Genomic DNA, 17,647 nt, shown 5'->3' with positions numbered 1-17,647 from the left:
TCATGACTATCGCCATTGATTTTGACGGCACAATCGTAGAGCACCGTTACCCTAAAATAGGGAACGAAATCCCTTTTGCCACCGATACGCTGAAGATGCTGATTAAAGACCGCCACCGCCTGATACTGTGGACCGTACGTGAAGGAAAGCTGCTGGACGAGGCCGTGGAATGGTGCAGGGAACGGGGCGTGGAGTTTTATGCCATCAACCGGGACTATCCCGAAGAGGATGCCGCCCATCACGGCTTCTCGCGCAAGGTGAAAGCGGACCTTTTCATTGACGACCGCAACCTGGGCGGCCTGCCCGACTGGGGAGACATCTACCGCATGGTTCAGGAGAAGCTGACGTATGAGGAGCTGTATCGCGATGCCGATAAAACTCCGCAACAAAAGAGAGGCGGTTTCTGGAGCCTGTTCAGGAAATAATCCTTTTTTGATATATATCAAACAGTACCTTAAAATAACTCTTTAAATTTGCAACGTCATTTAGAAAACGATAGAGTAAATTAGTTTTTGAAAGAGAAAGGTTAGTTTTTTTTAGGGTACACTAAAAAAATACCGGGCAGCACACGGAGCACAGGAAAAGATTCCTGCCGTAGCTGTCCGGTTTTTTATTTGCTTGCCGGAACCGGGAGGTTGCCTGATATTACTGTTTCCGGTATTCCTTGGGCGAAAAGCCGGTGTGATGCTTGAAGTATTTGCCGAAGAAAGACTGATTGGCAAAGTGCAGCTCGTCGGCTATCTCCTGAATGCTCTGCTCGGATGATTTCAGCATGGCTTTCGCTTCCAGAATCACGAGGCTGTCAATCCACTCGCCCGCCGTCTTTCCGCTCACCTCTTTCACCACGGTAGAGAGGTGCTTGGGCGTAAGGAACATCTTGTCGGCGTAAAAGGACACGCTCCTCTCCTCTTTGTAAAACTCGTACACGTACCGGATGAAGCGCTCGAACAAATCTTCCTTGCGGCTTTTGGGAGTGCGCTCCTTCACGGCATGTCCCTGATAGATGTCGTATATCTCGTAGAACAGCGCCATCAGCAATCCCTGCGTAATCTCCTTGCGGTAGGGATTGTCCTTCAGCTTCACCTTGCTCCACAGGAAAGAGTGATATTCCTCGAACGCCTGCAACTCGTCGGCAGTGACAGCGATGCAAGGCCGCTCCTTTATCATGAAGAACATGGGAAACAGTTGCTGCATCGTGGGTATCACCAGGTCCATAAAGTCGCGGGACACGGCTATGAAGCTGCCTGAAAAATCATCGGAACGCTCGCCCTGCTGCACAATCTGCTCGGGCAGGATGATGCAAAGCATCCCTTCACGCATTTCATAATCCCGCAAGTTGATGTTCAGCTTGCACCAGCCTTTCCGGCAGACGGCAAAGCAGGCAGCGTTCAGACGCGTTGGATATGGCGTGAAAGGGATGTCCCTTATATCATCGAAAATAGCGAAATCATTGCCGATAAAGTCAATCATGGGCAGGTGTTGCATACCGGAGATATCAACGTTGCGTATCTGTTTTGTATTCATTATTCATGCGCTTTGCCGGCAAATATAGGATTATTCACGGAATTATTGGTTTAAAAATCGTGAATGTTGTCCTAATTCATTATTTTAAAGCCGATGAAGAAGGTACGCGGCTGCGTGGGACCGTAGAAATAACCGGCATCGCGGAACTCGCCCTTATCCAAGTCTTTCTGGAAGCTGTTGAATATATTCTGCACACCGGTGTTCAGTTGGAACTTGATGTGGTCGTGCAGCACGAAGGTATAGTTCAGCTTCAGGTTGAGGTCGAAGAACTGGGGCGTGGTCTCCATGCGGTCTTCCGCGATGTACCCGGCATAGTGCGGTACAATCATCTTGCCCGTATACGTGCCGGAGAGGGAGAAGTCGAAATTCTTCAGCGGAGCGGACGAGAAGGTGAAGTAGCCGTAATAGTCGGGCGTACGGGGCATGCGCTTGGTGGTCAGGTCCTTGCCGTCCACCTGTGTCCAGACTTCCTCGCGGGTGTAGCGGCTGCGCTGCGCGGTAAAGCCCAACTGGAGCTGCGCTTCCTTGCCGTGGGCAATCTTGGCGTCGAGGTTGGCGCCATACACGCGGGCGCCGTTGCCGTTGCGGCGTTCCTTGATTACATCGCCCACATCGTTCTTACCGATGTCCTCGAGCACGAATACGTGGCGCAGGTCGGTATAGAAACCCTCTACAAGGATGTTTGCCTGCCAGTGCCCCAGGTGGGCGGTCTAGTCCACCGAACCGCTGTAACTGTTGGAACGCTCCTCGCGCAGGTTATCCGCCAGCTTGATTTGCACGCCTTCGCCGCCTACTGCGGTGACGTGCAGGTCTTCATCGTAGGCCTGCGGGGCGCGGAAACCGGTGGAGTACGTCAGGCGTGCCTGGAAGTCCTCGGTAGGCTTATAAAGCAGGTTGACGCGGGGACTGAATATCAGCTTGTCTATCAGGTTGTGCTTGTCCAAACGGGCGCCGACGAGCATGGTCAGTACGTTCATCTTCCACTCGTTCTGCACGAAGGCGCTGGCGATGCGTACATCCTGCTGCATATCGCGGTGATAGCCCGTCATGACATCGTGCAGGGAGTTGTTCTGATACTCCAATCCGCCCGTGAAGGTGGCGGGGGCGAAAAGACAGTTATTCATGTTGCCCACGTACATGCCGCCTGCCACCCATGTCAGGTCGTCCGTCTTGCCGTAGGCGTTCATGTCCTTCTGTGCGCCGTAGTAGCTGTTGCGGTCGGTGTGCTGGATGGAGCCGTACAAGGAGATTTTATGCTTATACTCGCGCCAGAAGAGGTCGTAACTCAGTCCGCCGCTGTTGATAATGTGCTTGGTCTGCTCGGTGATGTCCGCCTCGTGGGGCTGAAGGTCGAACTTGTTGCCGCCGCGGCGGAACTCGTTGGTGGTGTGATATTCCAGGTTGATACGGCTGAAATGCGTGGGACGGTAGTAGGCGCGGAAGCCGAAGGTGTTCATATTCAGCTTGCCCAGCTCGGAGAAACCGTCGCCGTCACGGTCGTACGGATTGCGGTTGCGGTAGCTTTCGTAGAGGGCGATGCCGTAGGAGTTGTCTTTTGACACCAGGGATACGTTCCCGCCCATGTACTGCTCCCAGGACTTGCCGTCCATGTTGGAGAACATGCTCGACACCTGGAAGGAGTTGTTAATGGGGTCTTTGGTGATGATATTGATAGTTCCGCCCACAGCATTGGCGCCGAACAGCGCCGAACCGCCGCCGCGTACCACCTCTACCCTCTCGATCATGTTCACCGGTATCTGCTCCAGCCCATATACCCCGCTCAGCGCACTGATGACGGGACGGCTGTTTATCAGGATTTGCGAGTACGGACCTTCCAGACCGTTGATACGCACCTGGGGAAAACCGCAGTTCTGGCAGTTGTTCTCCACCCGCAGGCCCGACTGGTAGTTGAGCGTCTTGGCAAGGTCGGTGGAGTTCACCATCTCAAAGAGCTTGGCGCTCATCACGTTCACCACCACGGGAGCAGCCTTGCGACTCACCTCGTTGCGGTTGGCGGACACCACGACCTCATCGGTCATGAAGCTTTCCTCTTCCATCTGGAAATGCACCACCGCTGTAAAGTCCTTGTTTACTTCAATCGCCTTTTCCTGTGTCTTATAGCCTACGGCGGATACGCGCAACGTATATTTGCCCGCCGGCAGGTTCTTGAACTCGAACTGACCTTCTTCATTGGACACTGTTCCCTGTCCGCTGCCTACAATCAAAACGGTGGCATACGGTATATTCTCTTCCGAACCTTTTACAAGAACATGGCCGGAAATCATGTTGCCTTCCCTGATAGGGTTTGCGGCAACGGCTGCGCCGATACCTGCCACAGCAAGCATCAACGCCAATATAATTTGTTTCATTTGAATAATCGCTTTTATTTCAGTTACTTAATGATACCAATTCTGTACCGGTACTTGGTACGGCAAGTACCAAAGGCGGGTACGACGGATACCAAACATTGGTACGGCGAGTACCAAAGATTGGTACATCGAATACCAAGCATCGGTACAACGAATACCCAACGTTGGTATGGAGCATACCAGGCGTTGGTACAACACTATCAAAGGGTAACGGAATAAGGGGGAGCGCGGAGAGAGGGCATCCGACACGCTTTTCCCTTTATGACGGGCGTATCGGTTTCGCTTTCCATCACCTGCAACAGAGAGCGCATCGGGTGTTGCAGCTCGCAGCAGTCCGGCGTGTCCGAACTGAAGTGCGACAGCAGGCCGATGACAATCAGCGAGTCGGTGGAGTGCGAATGCTGGTTATGGAAAGGGTGCGAGTGGGTTATCAGCACCCCGTTGACGTAGTGGACGTGGGTAAACGCCGTTATGCTTGCCTGGTACGCCACGAAGAGCGCCAGCAAGCATAATGCGCATATGGTTCTTTTTATTCCTCTCACGTCTTACGGTTTGTTTCTTGAGTTAGGGACGGCAAAGGTAATACTAATTTCGGTTTGTACCAAACAGAAATTCATAATCGCGCTTGGAAGCGGGAACAGCCCACTCCTCCGGAATGAATTTCCACTGGCCGAGCGCACGCGGCTCGATTACCTTCTTCTGCTCGATGTACTGCATCAGGTAATAGCGCAAATCCTTGTCGGTAGAGCTGATGATGCGTTCCTTCAACTCGTCCTGGGAGATGCCCGCACCTTTCGTCAGCAGTTCCCCGCCGCCGTTGCCGCGATAGGAGTTCAGGGCTACCGTGTACATCTTGTCCATGTGGAACGGAGTGCCGTCAGCCATGCTGAGGATGGTTACCTTACTGCCACACGGCTTCGTGACGTCTACCGTGTAGATAATGCCTGCGGCGGAGTCGAAATTGAAACTGAAGTTCTTGAAGGCAGCCCTGTCCGCAGCGCCTTCGCGGGGTTGGTCGCGGAGCAGCAGGATGTGGTCGTCGGGCGAAGTCATGCGGTTGGTCCATAGGTCGTAGGACATCTCCAGGGCATCGTGTACTTCCTTGCCCGAAAGTTTCATGGTATAGAGCATGTTCTCGTACTTGTAGAGGTTGAACATGTCGTACACGTAAATATCCCCTTCCTTAATCTGCGTGTCGTAGGACAAGGGAGCCGCCAATGAAATATCGGCACCGCTGATGTCCAGCTGCAAGGTATGGATGAGGTCGATGAAGGCGGAAGAACCGAAATAGGCGGGACGGGTGGAGACCGTCTTCGTGAAGCGTCCGATTCTTTTCGATACGAAATCCTGAATGGTGGCGTACTGCGGCGAGAAACGTTCCATGAATTCACCGCTGATACCGTAGGGGGCGGTTTCGGTGAGCACGCCGTCAATCTGCTTGTCCGTAACCTTGCCGTTGCGCAGGGTCACGGTAATGTCGATGTCGCTCACCACAATGCCGTTGCTGGCGGGGTCCATCACCAGTACGGAGTCGCCTGCCACGTTCTGCACCTTCTTGCATTCGCGGGCGTGGTCGTGACCCATAAGCACGATGTCGAAGCCCGGAACATTGCGGGCTACGTCCAGCGAGGCATTCTCCCGGTATTTGCCGCCCATCAGCAAGGCGTCCTGTCCGGCATGGAACATACCGATTACAATATCGGGACGCTCCTTTTCGCGGATTATCTTCATCCACTTGCGGGCGGTCTCTTCCATGTCGTCAAAACGGAGTCCCCGCCACAGATTCTCGGAGAGCCACACCGGAATGGCGGGCGTTATCATGCCGAGAACGGCAATCTTCACTCCGTCGCGCTCCAGCACCTTGTAGGGCCGGAAGTGGGGTTCGCCCGTAGCGGTATCGATGATGTTGGCGCCCAGCACCGGAGCACGGCAGTCGCCCGCCCAACGGTCGAAAACGGCACGTCCCGTCTCTACATCGTGGTTGCCCATATTGGCGGCATCATAGCCCATGAAGTTCAGCATATCGGCGGTTACGTGGAGCGATACCGTGTCGATGTAGTTATAGTAATAGGCGGTAGGCTGGCCTTGCAGGATGTCGCCGTTGTCCAGCAGAATCAGGTTGTCCTTATAGGTTTCGCGCGCTTTCTGCACGAATGCGTGCACGCGTGCCAGGCTTCCGGCAGCCTCCCGCTGAAGGATGAAATCGTGGGGATAGAAATTACCGTGGATATCACTGGTCTGTACTATTTTCAGTTTTACTTCTTTATCCTGCGCGGCAACTGCTCCAATCAGCAGGAACATCCACGCAAGACAGCAGGTCAGTCTTTTCATTTCGTTGTTCTGTTAATGTATAACATATAATGTGTAAACGGCGCAAAGATATAATAAAACTCACAAAAAGGCGGTAGGGAAAGATTGTTTTTCGTACTTTTGACGCTCATTATCAAAAAAAGAAGCTGACATGACACAAATCTTTCACAGCATGATAGCTGCCATTCTCGGCATATCGGAAAAACAAATCGGGCAGACACTCTCCCTGCTCGACGACGGAGCAACCATCCCGTTCATCAGCCGCTACCGCAAGGAAATGACGGGCGGACTGGACGAAGTGCAGATAGAATCCATCCGTACCCATTACGAAAAACTGAAGGAAACGGCGAAACGGAAGGAGACCATCGTCGCCACCATCCGCGAACAGGGGAAAATGACCCCGGAACTGCAAAAGCGCATTGACGACACGTGGGACAGCACCGCCCTCGAAGACATCTACCTGCCCTACAAGCCCAAACGGAAAACCCGTGCGGAAGCCGCCCGCCAGAAAGGACTCGAACCGCTTGCCACCCTGCTGATGCTCCAGCGCGAGCCTCATCCCGAACAGCGTGCCGCCGCCTTCGTGAAAGGCGATGTAAAGGATGCGGACGATGCCCTGAAAGGTGCGCGCGACATCATAGCCGAACAGGTGAGCGAGAACGAACGCGCCCGCAACATGCTGCGGAATACCTTTGCACGCCAAGCCTTGCTGACCGCCAAAGTGATAAAAGGCAAAGAGGAGGAAGGTGCCAAATACCGGGATTACTTCGACTGTTCGGAGCCCCTGAAGCGATGCAGCTCGCACCGCCTGCTTGCCATCCGCCGCGCCGAAGCGGAGGGTCTGCTCAAAGTGAGCATCAGCCCCAACGACGAAGAGTGCGTGGAACGGCTGGAACGGCAGTTTGTACAGAGCAACAACGCCTGCGGGAAGCAGGTGGCGGAAGCCGTGCAGGATGCCTACAAGCGTCTGTTGAAACCGTCCATCGAGACCGAGTTTGCCGCGCAAAGCAAGGAGCGTGCCGACGATGAAGCCATCCGCGTCTTTGCGGAAAACCTGCGGCAGTTACTGCTGGCATCGCCCCTGGGGCAGAAAAGGGTGATGGGGATAGACCCCGGATTCCGCACCGGATGTAAGGTGGTGTGCCTGGATGCGCAGGGCAACCTGCTGCACAACGAGAATATCTACCCGCATCCGCCGGTGAACCAAAGCAAAGAGGCGTTTGCCAAACTGCAGAAGATGATAGAGGCCTATAAGGTGGAAGCCATCGCCGTGGGCAACGGCACTGCCAGCCGCGAGACGGAAGATTTCCTGAAACGGCAGACGTTCAACCGGGAAGTGCAGATTTTCATTGTCAGCGAGCAGGGTGCATCCATCTACTCCGCTTCCAAGATAGCCAGGGATGAGTTTCCGGAATATGATGTAACGGTGCGCGGCGCCGTATCCATCGCCCGCCGGCTTATGGACCCGCTGGCGGAGCTTGTCAAGATAGACCCGAAGTCCATCGGTGTGGGACAATACCAGCACGACGTAGACCAAAGCAAGCTGAAGAAATCCCTCGACCAGACTGTGGAGAACTGCGTAAACCTGGTCGGCGTAAACCTGAATACGGCAAGCAGCCATCTGCTGACGTATATATCGGGACTTGGTCCTCAACTGGCGCAGAACATCGTGAACTACCGCGCCGAGAACGGAGCATTCGCATCGCGCAAGGAGCTGATGAAAGTTCCGCGCATGGGTGCAAAGGCTTTTGAGCAATGTGCCGGCTTCCTGCGCATACCGGATGCCAGGAATCCGCTGGACAACACGGCGGTGCATCCCGAAAGCTACCACATCGTGGAGCAGATGGCAAAGGACCTGGGATGCAGCGTGGCCGAACTGATTGCCGACAAAGAATTGCGCCGGAAGATACAGCCGGAACGCTACCTCTCTCCCACCGTCGGAATGCCGACCTTGAAGGATATCCTGCAAGAGCTGGAGAAGCCGGGGCGTGACCCGCGCGGGCCTATCAAAGTGTTCGAATTCGATAAGAACGTGCGTACAATCGATGATTTGCGCATAGGCATGGAACTGCCGGGCATCGTGGGGAATATCACCAACTTCGGCGCTTTCGTCGATATAGGTATCAAGGAAAACGGCTTGATACACCTCTCCCAGCTTGCGCAGAAGTATGTATCAAACCCTAATGAGATTGTATCCATCCATCAGCAGGTACGCGTAAAGGTGCTCAGTGTAGATACCGAACGGAAACGTATACAACTGACGATGATTGGGGTTAGCGGTTAGCGATTAGGGGTTAGTGATTAGGGATTAGTGCCTTGCGGTGTGAGTGCGCAGCCTGCTAATCACTAATCGCTAATCACTAACCCCTAATCCCTATATATCAGCTTGTCCTTGTCATTGCCGAAAAGGTTATCGCCCAAAGTTGTAATCTTATCGCCGGTGGCAAGGACATGACGAAGATTGTCGCATCCCATGAATGCACCGTACTCTATGGCAGTTACACCGGAAGGAAGTTCCAAGGTGCCGCACAACCGTCCGCATCCGCTGAACGCACGCTGGCCGATGCTCTTCAAGCCATGGGGCAGTTTGATATTGAGCAGGTATTTCTTTTGGGTAAACGTGTATTCGGGGATAGTTGTGGCATTGCACTTGGACAAATCCACGCTCACCAGATTGGGCATGTAGTTGCGTATCAACGTAAAGTCCGCCTCGTCCATCTTACCTTCTACCGTAAGGAAGTTCACATCTTTGGGCTGTATGCCCGCACGAAGCAGTTCGCTGGCAAGGCTGCCCATGGTGGCTATCTGCACCAAAGCTCCTACCGGTTCGCCCTCTATGAAAGCGAATGTCTCCCACCGCTTGCCGCGACGATAGGAATCGCTGCTACCCAGAGGGACGAATATCGCCGTTACACTGTCCGCCAGAGCTTCGGGCAACAGGTTGGGGGGAGTTTTCTTACGTATGCGGCAAATCTTCAGGTTGGTGCATCCCTTGAATGCACCGTCTTCGATGTTCTTGGTCTTGTCGGAAAGGATTACCTCCGTCAAGGATGTTTTTCCGGCAAAAGTGCTGTCGCCAAGCTGCTTGCAGAAAGCATAGGACGGGATGCAATTGGCGGGATAGATGTAAAAGCGGTCGGGATGCGTACCGTTCTTTCCGGCGTACATACTGATGGATGCATTGGAGATGTCCAGTATTTGCAGTTTCTTGAATTCATCGCGCAGGTGGCGGAAATCCACTGCGTTCAGCTTGCCTTGCAGGACAAGGTGGGTAATCTCGTTCGCTTCTTCTTCGGTGAGCATTTCCACCAAAGTACCGGGTTTGGCAACGGTATATCTCCTGGAAGTCTGGGCGGAGACGTTCGATATCATAATGCCCAGTCCGGCTACTAAAAGTATCTTTTTCAGGTTCATGTTTTAAATGTCAGATTGATTTAATTTTCAAATATAAGAAGAAAGCGCCAACCGTGAATAATGATTTCTCTTTTTATTGCTATTTTTGTCGGATATTAATTAACCGAACTTATTTTTCTCATGGAAACCATCGGAAATGAATCCAAAGCCAAACGTTTTGGAAAAGCGGCAATCGACATTGTTTCATTCGCCGCGCTTGCCGTCATCATCATTACAATAATAAGCGTCCCTTTCGCAACCGTATTGCTGAAGTTAGGAAAGGAAGAGGCCGATACGATGTCCTATTTCATATTGAGCGAGACGCTGATGCTGGCAGGCGTATTCCTTTCCGCATGGATAGTATGGCATTTACGCGGCTTTTCACTGGAAGGGCTCGGACGCTCTTTTACGATGCGTTGGAAGGACTGGCTGTCGGGAATACTGCTGGCAACCGTTCTTTATGCGGTAGGGTTCGGCATATCCTTGTGGGCAGGTGCGGTAGAGATTGCAGAAGTGGCATTCAATCCCTCTTCCTTACTGATCAGCCTTGTATTCTTCCTGCTGGTAGCCGTGACAGAGGAACTGGCATTACGGGGATTTGTATTGGAACGCCTGCTGCAAAGCGGGGTGAATAAGTTTTGTGCCTTGTTCCTCTCCGCCGCCCTATTCTCCTTGATTCATATAGGCAATCCGAACTTCGACTTTCTGTCTTTTATCAACATACTCCTGGCAGGCATCCTTTTAGGTTCATCCTATATATACACACGCAACCTCTGCTTCCCGATAGCTCTACACTGGTTCTGGAACTGGATACAAGGTCCGGTATTAGGCTATGAGGTCAGTGGAAATAAATTCTGTAACGGCTTGCTGGCCCTTCGGCTGCCCGAAGCCAATCTGATAAACGGCGGCGCTTTCGGCTTTGAAGGCTCCGTACTCTGTACGGTACTGATGGTAGTGGGAACAGGATTGATTTTAAAAATACACGGAAAATAGGGGTTAGTGATTAGCGGTTAGTGTTTAGGGACGGGAGTGGGATGTAATTTGAGGATTTCTTTTAGGCACGGAATTACACGGATTTCACGGAAAAAAGAATAAGGGGTAATGTTACCAAAAGCAACTTGGTAATATTACCCCTAATAAAATAAATCCGTGTAATATGCGCCTAATAAAGCAACAAATAAGGGAATGCTACTGAAAATAACAAACGCTTTTTTGTTTTGACACGCTATTAATCACTAATCGCTAATCATTATTTATTGTACATTTTTGTTCTCAGCTCCTTGATGTGGTCGGAAGTGATGTATTCATCATACTCCATCATCTTGTCGATGATGCCGTTCGGGGTCAGTTCGATGATACGGTTTGCCACTGTCTGGATGAACTCGTGGTCGTGAGACGAGAACAGGATGTTTCCTTTATAGGTCTTCAGGTTATTGTTGAATGCCTGGATGGATTCCAGGTCAAGGTGGTTGGTCGGCGTATCCAGAATGAGACAGTTGGCATTACGCAACTGCATGCGCGCAATCATGCAACGCATCTTCTCGCCACCCGACAGTACGCTTGCTTTCTTCAGCACCTCTTCGCCGGAGAAAAGCATACGGCCGAGGAAACTCTTCATATATACCTCATTGCCCTCGCCAAACTGGCTCAACCAGTCAACCAGATTCAAATCCGTATTAAAGAAAGCGGTGTTGTCCAACGGCAGATAAGCGGTGGTAATCGTAACACCCCAGTTGAAAGTTCCCGCATCCGGCTTCATATTTCCGTTGATAATCTCGAACAAAGCGGTCATGGCACGCGGATCGTGTGAAAGGAACACGATTTTATCCCCTTTCTCCACATTGAAGTTCACATCACGGAACAGCACCGTGCCGTCTTCCAGCGTTTTCGTCAGTCCGGCTACTTCAAGAATCTGATTGCCCGGTTCGCGTTCGGGAGTGAAGATGATGCCCGGGTACTTACGTGACGACGGTTTGATTTCTTCCACATTCAGCTTCTCCAGCATCTTCTTACGGCTGGTAGTCTGCTTGCTCTTCGCCACATTGGCGCTGAAACGGCGGATAAACTCTTCCAATTCTTTCTTCTTCTCCTCGGCTTTAGCCTTCTGGTTCTGCTGCTGACGGAGAGCAAGCTGGCTGGACTCGTACCAGAAGCTGTAGTTTCCGGCAAAGAGGTTAATCTTTCCGTAGTCGATGTCCACAGTATGCGTACAAACGGAGTCGAGGAAGTGACGGTCGTGGCTCACTACCAGAACGGTATGTTCAAAATTGGCAAGATAGTCTTCCAGCCAGGTTACGGTTTCCATGTCCAAGTCATTGGTAGGCTCGTCCAGCAGCAGGTTATCCGGATTGCCATACAAAGCCTGCGCCAGCATGACACGTACTTTTTCCTTGTTGTTCAGCTCGCCCATCAGCACATAATGCTTGTCTTCCTTGATGCCCAGTCCGCTCAATAAGGCGGCAGCATCGCTTTCTGCATTCCAACCGTCGAGTTCGGCGAATTTCTCTTCCAGTTCGGATACCTTCAGACCGTCTTCGTCCGTGAAGTCCTCTTTGGCATAGAGTTCTTCGCGCTGTTTCATAATGTCCCACAGCACGGTGTGCCCCATCATCACGGTATCCATCACCGTATAAGCATCCCACTTGAAGTGGTCCTGGCTCAATACGGACAGGCGCTCGCCCGGTCCCAGCATGATAGACCCCGTTGTCGGGTCCAAATCGCCCGAAATAGTACGCAGGAAAGTAGACTTTCCGGCACCGTTGGCACCGATTATACCATAACAATTACCACTTGTAAACTTCAGGTTTACATCATTAAACAACACTCTTTTACCAAATTGAACCGATACGTTCGAGACTGTAATCATCTTTATATTTACTGTTTTATTATGTACTACTTACAATTTAATACCTATAACTCTGCAAATTGCGGGTACAAAGATACGAAATAATACGGTAAAACAGCTTACAACGAGTTAACTTATTGCATGATATGAAGTTAACCCGATACATACAACAAAGGTAACTGACTGCAACCTATCGAGTTAACTTACTGTCCGCACAAGGTTAGCGCTCTATTTATAGCACATTACGCTGTCAATCTGACATAAAAATATTACCTTTGCAGCGTTTTTGGCAAAAGCCGTCAATTTGGCAAAGTTTTTGCTATTAAAACCGTATCATATTAACTTAAACCCTTAACAACAATGAAAGCAAAATCATTTTACAAGAATAACAAGCATAACAATATGGACTCTAAAGAAAAAGAAAACATCAACGAAGAAGAGTTAAAAGCACAAGACGCTCAAGACGAAACTTGTGAAGAAACAACAGAGAAAGAAGAAGAAGAAGTTGCCCTGACAGAGGAAGAAAAACTCACTCAGGAACTGCAAAAGGCCAACGCTGAGATTGAAGACCAGAAAGACAAGTACCTGCGTCTCTCTGCCGAGTTCGACAACTACCGTAAACGTACGATGAAAGAAAAGGCCGAACTCATCCTGAACGGCGGAGAAAAGAGCATCAGTAGCATTCTTCCTATCGTGGACGACTTTGAACGCGCCCTGAAAAACATGGAGACCGCCACCGATGTAGCTGCCGTAAAAGAAGGTGTGGAACTCATCTACAACAAGTTCATGACAGTTTTAGGCCAGAACGGCGTCAAAGTAATCGAAACCAAAGAACAACCGCTTGACACGGACTACCACGAAGCCATTGCCGTAATTCCGGCTCCCGACGAAGCTTTGAAAGGTAAGATTCTGGACTGCGTACAAACCGGTTACACACTAAACGACAAAGTAATCCGCCATGCCAAGGTAGTGGTTGGAGAATAACATACACAGTTATATGGAAAAAAGAGATTATTACGAAGTTCTGGAAGTCGAAAAGACAGCATCGGCTGAGGAGATAAAGAAAGCCTATCGTAAGAAAGCTATCCAGTATCACCCCGACAAAAACCCCGGTGACAAGGTAGCCGAAGAGAAGTTTAAAGAAGCGGCAGAAGCATACGATGTATTAAGCAATCCGGACAAGCGTGCCCGTTACGACCAATTCGGCCATGCCGGAATGAGTGGCGCTGCCGGCAACGGCGGACCGTTCGGCGGTTTCAGCGGCGGCATGTCCATGGATGATATCTTCTCCATGTTCGGTGATATATTCGGCGGACACAGCGGTGGGTTCGGCGGCGGTTTCAGCGGGTTCGGCGGATTTGGCGGCGGTGGTGCACAACAACGCCGTTATCGCGGTTCGGACTTGCGCGTAAAGGTAAAGCTGAACCTCAAGGAAATTTCTACCGGAGTCGAAAAGAAATTCAAACTGAAAAAATATGTACCGTGCAGCCATTGCCATGGAACCGGTGCAGAAGGAGACGGCGGTGCGGAAACCTGCCCTACCTGTAAGGGCAGCGGTACGGTAATCCGCAACCAGCAGACCATCCTCGGCACAATGCAGACGCGTACCACTTGTCCTACCTGTGGTGGCGAAGGCAAGGTCATCAAGAATAAATGTAAGGAATGTGCAGGCGAAGGTATCGTTTACGGCGAAGAAGTCGTTACCGTGAAAATTCCTGCGGGTGTAGCCGAAGGCATGCAGCTCTCCATGGGCGGCAAAGGCAATGCGGGCAAACACAACGGCGTACCGGGCGACCTGCTGATTCTCATAGAGGAAGAGCAGGACAAGGAACTGATTCGCGATGAGAATGATTTGATTTACAACCTGTTGCTCAGTTTCCCGACAGCCGCATTGGGCGGTGCAGTAGAAATACCCACCATTGACGGCAAGGTTAAGGTAAAAATCGAATCGGGTACACAGCCGGGTAAGGTTCTCCGCCTGCGCGGCAAAGGACTGCCTAACGTAAACGGATACGGAACCGGAGACCTGCTGGTGAATGTCAGCGTATATGTGCCCGAAACACTGAACAAGGAAGAGAAAAAAGCGCTGGAAGAAATGGAAAGGTCGGATAACTTCAAGCCGAATACTTCTATCAAGGAGAAGATTTTCAAGAAGTTCAAGAGTTTGTTTGATTAAAAAAACAATGCTTCCCGGCATAAAAAAAGCTACATTTGGAATGTAGCTTTTTTTATGCCAGGAAGAAAGTGGCCTCTATTTCAACAAATGCACAAACTTTGCCGGCAACTCTGCTTTATCGGCGCAAACAAACAGCTTCTGACCCTCAGCGTCCAGTAAGAAAGATACACCACCCTGCGAAGCAATAAAAAGCTCCACACCCGCCGCTTCTTCTACAAAAACACAGCCGGGGAACAGAGGTGCAAACACTTCTTTGGTCTGTCCTTTCCACTTCTTGAATACGATTTGCATAGGACAAAATGCCATATATCCTGCTGCATGCAGGCGCTGCACTAATTTACGCTCCGACTTTGGTGCCGTATACAGAACACACCAACGACTCATATCATTATTAGCCATCATATTGCTTTGTTTGCTTTTCTCCAATCTTTAAATAAATCCTTCACAAATAATATCCAGCCAACACATCCCACTCCTGCCAAGAATACAAAACCTATAAGAATCATAATCTTATTAGGCTTGGCGGCACGCAAAGGAACCGTAGCCGGTTGCACAACCGTATATACCGGAGTAATCTCCTGCACTTTGGCTCTTGCCATCTGCAATTGTCCGGAAACCTGGGTATAAACAGTATAAGCCAGCTCAACTTCGTTTTTTAAACGTTCCTGCTCGGCACGATAGCTTAACAGAACCACATTCTGGTTGGCATCTGCAAAAGTAGCATATTTTTTCTGAGCTTTCTCATAATCCGCCTTTGCTTCTTTATATAACTTTTCTGTAAAAGCTAAATCATGACGAGCTTTATTGGTACGGTAATTTGTGATATAATTCTGCAAACAATGCATCACGGTATCAGTTAACGAAGCCGAAATCAAAGGGTCCTGCATAGTAACCTCCAAAGTTGTAACCCCTGTTTTTTTATCAATCGTAACCAAGATACGCTTACTCAAAGCATCCGCCACCTTCGCCTCATCCAATGTCAGGTGGAACGGATCGATTTTTCCTTCCTTCTTCTCCGGTTTATCCTTGAATAAAGACAAGGTCCAACCCAAAGCCTTGAATGGCGCAGACATTACAGCACCCATCCATGACGAACGCTGGTATTTATCCAGATAAGCATATAAGGTCGTATCTATTTTACCTTTCTGGTCTTTGACCCTTACATCAAACAACTCCAGCAGAAAAGGAGTTGACTTAACGATATCGGGATACAGTTCGGGCGACAGGGCATCTTCTCCGACAGAACCGCCTAAGTTGATACCAGCCATAGCAGCCAATGCCCCCATACTCCCGGCATTCACTTTACTTGCACTTTCGGGAGCCAATGTCACTTCCGTAGAATACTCTTTAGGAATGCTGAATCCTACAATCAAGCCAATCACTGCCGCAATACCGCATACCTTATAAAGCATTTTACGATCGGCCCACACTTTCTGAGCCAACTCAATCAAATCGATTTCCTGTTCCTCCGGTTTTTGCGGAGCCTTTTGTATTTTACTTTCGTCCATTGTCCTTATCACTTAAAGAGATTAACCAAAGTAGCAATCATTGTGCCTAAAGTGGCAATAGAAGTACCCATACCTACCATTTCGGCCACGCTCATACGCTTACTTGGATCCTTAGTCGGGATGATAATCTCACACCCGGGCTCGATTGCCGTCTTACTACCGGAGCGTATGCGGGATACAGTACCATTCATATAAACCACAAAAGCACTGCGCTTCTTGGCATTCGAAGCATATCCGCCCGCCTGATTGATGTAGTAACGGCTGTTCTCTCCCTCTTTGTACAGTACGGTATTAGGATACATCACGGCACCGTTGATTTTCACTGTGCTTACATATTCAGGAATAAACAATACATCCCCCTCGCGCAACACCATATCATAATCAGAACCCGGATTTTTCAAAGCCTCATCCAGATGAATGCCTACCGTATATACATATAAAGTAGTTGAATCTGCACCGACCTTTATAGCCATGCGGGTGGCATCTTCCTTTCTGCGAAGCTCTTCCTCCGACATTTTACGGATAAGACGGGCTCCTCTTACATAAGCATCGGATGTAACACCACCGGCTTTAGCGACCAGGTCGCTCAAACGTTCATTCTTCTTGGACAACGCGTAAGTACCGGTAAACAATGCCTCTCCTATTATCCCCACATTTTTCTGCTTGCGATAAGCAGGGCTTTTACGGACATACACTTCATCAAAAGGCTCCAAATAGAAATTTTCGCTCCCCGCTCCTATCAGCAAGCCGTCTTTCAGGTCAAAGGTAAATGTCTGGCCTACAATATTACTGTCGTCCGTGCTTTTGGGAGATTTAATACGGCGCGATACATCTATTTTCGTTGTAGAAGCCGCTTCAAGCAAGCCACCCGATTCCAAAACCAAATCCTCGATGGTCATCTTGTCGGCATAAAGATAAGTACCCGGATCTGCAACCTCACCATGGATAGTCACTGTAGGCTCTTCTTTCAGATCCTGAATGCTGGGAATATAAAGTATATCATTCTTTTGCAAAGGAATGTCCGCAACCACACCTTTCAACAAGCCTTTCAAATCTATGGAAATAACCTCGCGCGTCAAATCCTCATGTTCACGATTGATTACGGCACGATTTAGGAAAGCATCTCCACGTACACCTTCCGCTTTCTTTATCAACTGTTTTACGGTATTCACCTCTCCGCTCAGCTGATACAAGCCCTCACGGTAAACAGCACCGCGAATCTCTACACGATTCTCGAAACGGTTGAGAACGGAATCCACCGTAAGCATATCACCGTCTTCCAGGCGGAATACCGAATAATCCATTTCGTCCACATTGAAAATCTGATGCTCGCGTCCGCTCTTGCGTACAAGACGGATGGCTTTTTTATATGCATCGCCCGTAAAGCCGCCGGCATATCTCAGCAACGTACCGATTGTTTCCGTAGGCTTCATTTCATAATACATAGGACGCTTTACCTTACCCAATATCTGCACCAGGGTCTGATAAGGATTGACAAGAATCACATCACCGTCCTGAAGAC

General features: G+C 50.2%; 13 protein-coding genes and 1 pseudogene. 5 read left to right on the top strand and 9 right to left on the bottom strand.

What is annotated here, in order from left to right; all coding sequences use genetic code 11:
• Positions 1-2 precede the first annotated feature (2 nt).
• Positions 3-425: a BT0820 family HAD-type phosphatase gene (locus AB5903_RS15505; protein ID WP_309466211.1), complete on the top strand. Its 423-nt coding sequence runs from the start codon at positions 3-5 to the stop codon at positions 423-425.
• Positions 426-645: 220 nt separating this feature from the next.
• Here the strand turns inward: AB5903_RS15505 and AB5903_RS15500 are convergent, their stop codons facing one another.
• From AB5903_RS15500 to AB5903_RS15485, 4 genes and pseudogenes are all read right to left on the bottom strand, one after another.
• Complete coding sequence (locus AB5903_RS15500; protein ID WP_117666988.1) at positions 646-1,524, bottom strand: AraC family transcriptional regulator; 879 nt, start codon at positions 1,522-1,524, stop codon at positions 646-648.
• Positions 1,525-1,595: 71 nt separating this feature from the next.
• Positions 1,596-3,893: pseudogene (locus AB5903_RS15495) on the bottom strand (TonB-dependent receptor).
• A gap of 200 nt (positions 3,894-4,093) precedes the next feature.
• A complete protein-coding gene (locus tag AB5903_RS15490) occupies positions 4,094-4,435 on the bottom strand; it encodes a hypothetical protein (protein ID WP_016661247.1) in 342 nt (113 codons plus the stop codon).
• A gap of 43 nt (positions 4,436-4,478) precedes the next feature.
• Positions 4,479-6,224 (bottom strand): bifunctional UDP-sugar hydrolase/5'-nucleotidase, encoded by a 1,746-nt coding sequence (locus AB5903_RS15485; RefSeq protein WP_117941757.1) that lies wholly within the window; start codon positions 6,222-6,224, stop codon positions 4,479-4,481.
• 130 nt (positions 6,225-6,354) lie between these two features.
• On the opposite strand from AB5903_RS15485, the gene AB5903_RS15480 reads away from it, so the two are divergent.
• Complete coding sequence (locus AB5903_RS15480) at positions 6,355-8,487, top strand: Tex family protein (RefSeq protein WP_005655159.1); 2,133 nt, start codon at positions 6,355-6,357, stop codon at positions 8,485-8,487.
• Between the two features lie 83 nt (positions 8,488-8,570).
• On the opposite strand, the gene AB5903_RS15475 is transcribed toward AB5903_RS15480, so the two are convergent.
• Positions 8,571-9,617: a leucine-rich repeat domain-containing protein gene (locus AB5903_RS15475; protein ID WP_005655158.1), complete on the bottom strand. Its 1,047-nt coding sequence runs from the start codon at positions 9,615-9,617 to the stop codon at positions 8,571-8,573.
• 120 nt (positions 9,618-9,737) lie between these two features.
• Between AB5903_RS15475 and AB5903_RS15470 the strand changes: the two genes are divergently transcribed.
• Positions 9,738-10,589, top strand: coding sequence for a CPBP family intramembrane glutamic endopeptidase (locus AB5903_RS15470; RefSeq protein ID WP_368118001.1), 852 nt, complete (start codon positions 9,738-9,740; stop codon positions 10,587-10,589).
• Positions 10,590-10,845: 256 nt separating this feature from the next.
• On the opposite strand, the gene AB5903_RS15465 is transcribed toward AB5903_RS15470, so the two are convergent.
• Entirely contained in the window at positions 10,846-12,462 is a 1,617-nt protein-coding gene (locus AB5903_RS15465; protein ID WP_005655156.1) for an ABC-F family ATP-binding cassette domain-containing protein, read from the bottom strand.
• Positions 12,463-12,801: 339 nt separating this feature from the next.
• Here AB5903_RS15465 and AB5903_RS15460 point away from each other — a divergent pair, with 339 nt between their 5' ends.
• Positions 12,802-13,425: a nucleotide exchange factor GrpE gene (locus AB5903_RS15460; RefSeq protein ID WP_368118000.1), complete on the top strand. Its 624-nt coding sequence runs from the start codon at positions 12,802-12,804 to the stop codon at positions 13,423-13,425.
• Positions 13,426-13,438: 13 nt separating this feature from the next.
• Positions 13,439-14,617, top strand: coding sequence for a molecular chaperone DnaJ (gene dnaJ, locus AB5903_RS15455; RefSeq protein ID WP_060385163.1), 1,179 nt, complete (start codon positions 13,439-13,441; stop codon positions 14,615-14,617).
• Positions 14,618-14,692: 75 nt separating this feature from the next.
• On the opposite strand, the gene AB5903_RS15450 is transcribed toward dnaJ, so the two are convergent.
• The 3 genes from AB5903_RS15450 to AB5903_RS15440 form a co-directional block, all read right to left on the bottom strand.
• The gene (locus AB5903_RS15450) at positions 14,693-15,019 is read right to left on the bottom strand and encodes a UpxY family transcription antiterminator (protein WP_060385164.1); all 327 of its coding nucleotides are present in this window, start codon (positions 15,017-15,019) and stop codon (positions 14,693-14,695) included.
• The gene (locus tag AB5903_RS15445; protein ID WP_005655013.1) at positions 15,016-16,125 is read right to left on the bottom strand and encodes a Wzz/FepE/Etk N-terminal domain-containing protein; all 1,110 of its coding nucleotides are present in this window, start codon (positions 16,123-16,125) and stop codon (positions 15,016-15,018) included. The genes AB5903_RS15450 and AB5903_RS15445 overlap by 4 nt, the downstream gene beginning before the upstream one ends.
• An 8-nt stretch (positions 16,126-16,133) precedes the next feature.
• Positions 16,134-17,647, bottom strand: a 1,514-nt coding sequence (locus AB5903_RS15440) for an SLBB domain-containing protein (RefSeq protein ID WP_368117999.1), incomplete at its 5' end; no start/stop codon positions are given.

Source organism: Bacteroides sp. 2201st1_D9_2201SCRN_220225 (assembly GCF_040928965.1).
GTDB classification, from domain to species: Bacteria; Bacteroidota; Bacteroidia; order Bacteroidales; family Bacteroidaceae; genus Bacteroides; species Bacteroides stercoris.
Note: the sequence above shows the minus strand (reverse complement) of the source record. Positions and strands in the feature narration are given on the sequence as shown.

Bases quoted from the DNA above. Each gene is read 5' to 3' on its own strand.
- AB5903_RS15445 (WP_005655013.1), bottom strand. From the start codon at position 16,125: ATGGACGAAAGTAAAATACAAAAGGCTCCGCAAAAACCGGAGGAACAG.
- AB5903_RS15480 (WP_005655159.1), top strand. From the start codon at position 6,355: ATGACACAAATCTTTCACAGCATGATAGCTGCCATTCTCGGCATATCG.
- AB5903_RS15450 (WP_060385164.1), bottom strand. From the start codon at position 15,019: ATGATGGCTAATAATGATATGAGTCGTTGGTGTGTTCTGTATACGGCA.
- AB5903_RS15470 (WP_368118001.1), top strand. From the start codon at position 9,738: ATGGAAACCATCGGAAATGAATCCAAAGCCAAACGTTTTGGAAAAGCG.
- AB5903_RS15505 (WP_309466211.1), top strand. From the start codon at position 3: ATGACTATCGCCATTGATTTTGACGGCACAATCGTAGAGCACCGTTAC.
- AB5903_RS15460 (WP_368118000.1), top strand. From the start codon at position 12,802: ATGAAAGCAAAATCATTTTACAAGAATAACAAGCATAACAATATGGAC.
- AB5903_RS15500 (WP_117666988.1), bottom strand. From the start codon at position 1,524: ATGAATACAAAACAGATACGCAACGTTGATATCTCCGGTATGCAACAC.
- AB5903_RS15465 (WP_005655156.1), bottom strand. From the start codon at position 12,462: ATGATTACAGTCTCGAACGTATCGGTTCAATTTGGTAAAAGAGTGTTG.
- AB5903_RS15475 (WP_005655158.1), bottom strand. From the start codon at position 9,617: ATGAACCTGAAAAAGATACTTTTAGTAGCCGGACTGGGCATTATGATA.
- AB5903_RS15485 (WP_117941757.1), bottom strand. From the start codon at position 6,224: ATGAAAAGACTGACCTGCTGTCTTGCGTGGATGTTCCTGCTGATTGGA.
- dnaJ (WP_060385163.1), top strand. From the start codon at position 13,439: ATGGAAAAAAGAGATTATTACGAAGTTCTGGAAGTCGAAAAGACAGCA.